The sequence below is a fragment of the Verminephrobacter aporrectodeae subsp. tuberculatae At4 genome (genome assembly GCF_000193225.1).
Lineage (GTDB): Bacteria > Pseudomonadota > Gammaproteobacteria > Burkholderiales > Burkholderiaceae_C > Acidovorax > Acidovorax aporrectodeae.
The window spans coordinates 1-3,874 of the sequence record NZ_AFAL01000991.1; the positions used below are offsets into that span (position 1 = coordinate 1).

A 3,874-nucleotide genomic window follows, 5' to 3' on the forward strand; every position below is an offset into this window, starting at 1 on the left:
CAGCGTGCGCGGCATCCAGGGGCATATTGCGTACCCGCAACTCGCGCGCAACCCCATCCACCAGGCGCTGCCCGCCTTGACGGAACTGGCCGCGACGGTCTGGGACCAGGGCAATGCGTTCTTCCAGCCCACCAGCTGGCAGATCAGCAACGTGCATGGCGGCACCGGCGCGACGAACGTGATCCCCGGCGAAGTGGTCGTGGATTTCAACTTCCGCTTTTCCACGGAATCCACGGCCGAGGGACTGCAACAGCGCGTGCACGCGCTGCTGGAGCGCCATGGCCTGACGTACGAGCTGCGCTGGACCTTGGGCGGCGAGCCCTTTCTGACCCCGCCGGGCGAGCTGCTGGCCGCCGTCGGGCAGGCCATCACCGCGGAGACCGGGCTGAGCACCGAGCTCTCCACCACCGGGGGAACGAGCGACGGCCGCTTCATTGCCCGGATATGCCCGCAGGTGATCGAGCTCGGCCCGCCGAATGCGAGCATCCACAAGATCGACGAGCACGTGCGGCTGGCGGACATCGAACCGCTCAAGAACATCTACCGCCGCACCCTGGAGAACCTGCACGCACGGGCCCTGGCATGAGCGACTGCGCCGCCGCGCCGCAGCCAACGCTCGCGGGATCCACCGTGGGCGCCTTGGTCGCGTCGGGCGCGCAGTGGCTGGCCGCGTCCGGCGTCTCCTTCGGTCACGGCACGACGAATGCGTACGACGAGGCCGCCTGGCTCGTTCTCTGGCGCCTGGGCCTGCCGCTGGACAGCGACCTGTCGGACGCCGCCCTGGGCCAGCAGCCGGTGGCGCAGGCGCAGCGGGAACAGGTCGCGGCGCTGTTTGCCGAACGCATCCGCACCCGCAAGCCCGCCGCGTACCTGACGCGCGAGGCCTGGCTCCAGGGCCTTGCGTTCTACGTTGACGAGCGCGCCATCGTGCCGCGCAGCCTCATCGCCGAACTGCTGGCCGACGGCAGCGTGGACGATTTCCTGGGCGCGCACACCCGCCGCGTGCTCGACCTGTGCACCGGCAACGGCAGCCTGGCGGTGCTCGCCGCAATCGCCTGGCCCGAGGTGGCGGTCACGGGCGCGGACATCTCGCCCGACGCGCTCGCCGTGGCGCGCATCAACGTCGAGCGGCACGGCCTGCAAGAGCGCATCGAACTGCAATGCGCGGACGGCCTGCGCGCGCTGCCCGGCCCGTGGGACCTGATCCTGTGCAATCCGCCCTACGTGAACGCAGCCGCAATGGCGGCCCTGCCCGCCGAATACCGCGCCGAGCCCGCGCTCGCGCTCGCGGGCGGCGCCGACGGAATGGACTTCATCCGCCGACTGCTCGCGCACGCCCCGGCGTGCATGGGCGAGGACGCGCTGCTCATCCTGGAAATCGGCAACGGGCGCGCCGCCTTTGAGGCGGCGTTCGCGCGGCTGCCCGTGCACTGGCTGGACACCAGCGCGGGCCCGGACCAGGTGCTGCTGATCACGCGCCAGGGCCTGGCGTTCGCCGAATGATCGTCCTCAAAAACCTCAGCCTGCGCCGGGGCAGCAAGCTGCTGCTCGACCAGGTCTCGGTCACCATCAACGCGGGCGAGCACGTCGCCCTGGTGGGGCGCAACGGCGCGGGCAAATCCTCGCTCCTGGCCCTGCTCAACCGCACACTGCATGAGGACGCGGGCGAATACCTCGTCCCCGCGCAGTGGCGCATGGCGCAGGTGGCGCAGGACATGCCCGAAACCCCCGAGTCCGCCACGGCGTTCGTGCTCCAGGGGGACAGCCGCCTGACCGGCTTGCGCGCGGCGCTCGCAAGGGCCGAGGACGGCGGCGACGGAATGGCCATCGCGCAGGCGCATTCCGATTTGGCCGACGCCGGCGCGCACGACGCCACGGCGCGCGCGCAGGCGCTGATTCTCGGGCTCGGGTTCCGGGTGGCGGAACTCGAGCAGCCCGTGAACAGCTTCTCGGGCGGCTGGCGCATGCGCCTGCAACTGGCGCGCGCGCTGATCTGCCCCTGCGACCTGCTGCTGCTCGACGAACCCACGAACCACCTGGACCTGGACGCGCTGGTGTGGCTCGAATCCTGGCTCGCGCGCTACGCGGGAACGCTGATCACCATCAGCCACGACCGCGAGTTCCTCGACGCCGTCGCCGACGTCACGCTGCACATCGAAAACGCCCGGATCACCCGCTACGGCGGGAACTACAGCCGCTTCGAAGCGCTGCGCGCCCAGCAGATGGAATTGCAGCAGGCGAGCTACGCGAAACAACAGGACCGGGTCGCGCAGCTGCAAAAATTCATCACCCGCTTCAAGGCCAAAGCGAGCAAGGCCAAGCAGGCGCAAAGCCGCGTCAAGGCCCTGGAGCGCATGGAGAAAATCGCGCCCGTGCTGGCCGACGCCGAATTCGGCTTCGACTTCAAGGAGCCGGCGCAGCTGCCCAACCCGATGCTGAGCATCACGGACGCAGTGTTTGGCTACGCGGGCGCGGGCGTGGACGGGAGCGCGCACACCATCTTGCGCCACGTCGGGCGCTCGGTGCTGGCCGGCCAGCGCATCGGCATCCTGGGCGCCAACGGGCAGGGCAAATCCACGCTGGTCAAGACCATTGCCCGCCAGATGAAGGTGCTCGCGGGCCGCATCACCGAAGGCCGGGGCCTGCGCATCGGCTACTTCGCCCAGCAGGAACTGGACCTGCTGCGCCCGGCCGACAACCCGCTCGAACACATGCTGCGCTTGGCCCGGGACATGGAGGCCGACGGCCGGGAATCCGGCCGCGAACAGGAACTGCGCAACCACCTGGGCAGCTTCAATTTTTCCGGCGACATGGCCCGGCAGGCCGTGGGCAGCATGAGCGGCGGAGAAAAGGCCCGCCTGGTGCTGGCCATGATCGTCTGGCAACGGCCCAACCTGCTGCTGCTCGACGAACCCACGAACCACCTGGACTTGGTCACGCGCGAGGCGCTGTCCATGGCGCTCAACGGCTTCGAAGGCACGCTGCTGCTCGTCAGCCACGACCGCGCACTGCTGCGCGCCGTATGCGACGAGTTCTGGCTCGTGGGGCGCGGCGCGGTGGCGCCGTTCGACGGCGATCTGGACGACTACCAGCGCTATCTGCTCGACGAGGCGAAACGCTTGCGCGAACCGGCAGCGCGGTCCGCGCGCACGGCGGATTCCGCCGAAGCGCCTGCGGTCCCCGCTCCGACCTCCGCGCCCATTGCCGCCCTGCGCGACGGCCGGGAACAGCGCAGACTCGACGCCCTGGCCCGCCAGCAGCACGCCGAAAAGACCCGGCCGCTGAAAACAGAAATCGGACAAATCGACGCGCGCCTGGTGGCCCTGTTCACCGAGCGCAGCGCGCTGGAACAAAGACTCGCCCAAGAAGCCCTGCCTGCCGCCGAAATCGCCGAATGCGGCCGGCGCCTGAAGGCCGTCGCCGACGAGACCGCCCGGCTGGAGGAACGCTGGCTGGAAATCTCCTGCGCACTGGAAGCGCTCTTGGCGGCGGCCTGAATAGGGCGGCACCCACCCGCCCGCGCCCGCCCGGTAGCCACAAGGCCTGCGCAGGCAGGGCCCATCAGTTCCAGCCCGCAACCAACACCGGAGCCAGAGCCGTCTGGTAATCGGCCGCCAGCGTGGTCTGCCCCGCAGGCGGCGGCGCAAAGGCCGCCATCGCAGACACCAGGGCATTCACCTGGCTGTCCAGCAGGACATTGCCGTTCGAGGTCTGGAAGCGCTCGATATGGTAGGCATCGCCCGAATTGTCGTTGCCCGCTCTACTGTCAAGCGTGTCGGCTCCGGTTTCGTCGAAGAAGAAGTCGGTGTCTGCACCGCCGTCAAGCGTGTCGGCTCCGGTTTCGTCGAAGAAGAAGTCGGTGTCTGCACCGCCG

Annotated in this window: 3 protein-coding genes and 1 pseudogene; 3 read left to right on the plus strand and 1 reads right to left on the minus strand. The window is 69.4% G+C overall.

The window, feature by feature from the left end; translation table 11 throughout:
* The 3 genes from VTU_RS0124250 to VTU_RS0124260 form a co-directional block, all read left to right on the plus strand.
* Positions 1-586: M20/M25/M40 family metallo-hydrolase (locus tag VTU_RS0124250; RefSeq protein WP_010110283.1), on the plus strand; the 586-nt coding region annotated here is incomplete at its 5' end.
* Positions 583-1,503: a 50S ribosomal protein L3 N(5)-glutamine methyltransferase gene (gene prmB, locus VTU_RS0124255; protein WP_010110284.1), complete on the plus strand. Its 921-nt coding sequence runs from the start codon at positions 583-585 to the stop codon at positions 1,501-1,503. The genes VTU_RS0124250 and prmB, both read left to right, overlap by 4 nt.
* On the plus strand, positions 1,500-3,497 hold the full coding sequence (locus VTU_RS0124260; protein WP_010110286.1) for an ABC-F family ATP-binding cassette domain-containing protein: 1,998 nt from the start codon (positions 1,500-1,502) through the stop codon (positions 3,495-3,497). The genes prmB and VTU_RS0124260 overlap by 4 nt, the downstream gene beginning before the upstream one ends.
* Positions 3,498-3,561: 64 nt before the next feature.
* On the opposite strand, the pseudogene VTU_RS34295 reads toward VTU_RS0124260, so the two are convergent.
* Positions 3,562-3,874: pseudogene (locus VTU_RS34295) on the minus strand (hypothetical protein); the annotation flags it as partial.

Coding starts and splice junctions, on each gene's coding strand:
- prmB (WP_010110284.1), top strand. CDS start 583: ATGAGCGACTGCGCCGCCGCGCCGCAGCCAACGCTCGCGGGATCCACC.
- VTU_RS0124260 (WP_010110286.1), top strand. CDS start 1,500: ATGATCGTCCTCAAAAACCTCAGCCTGCGCCGGGGCAGCAAGCTGCTG.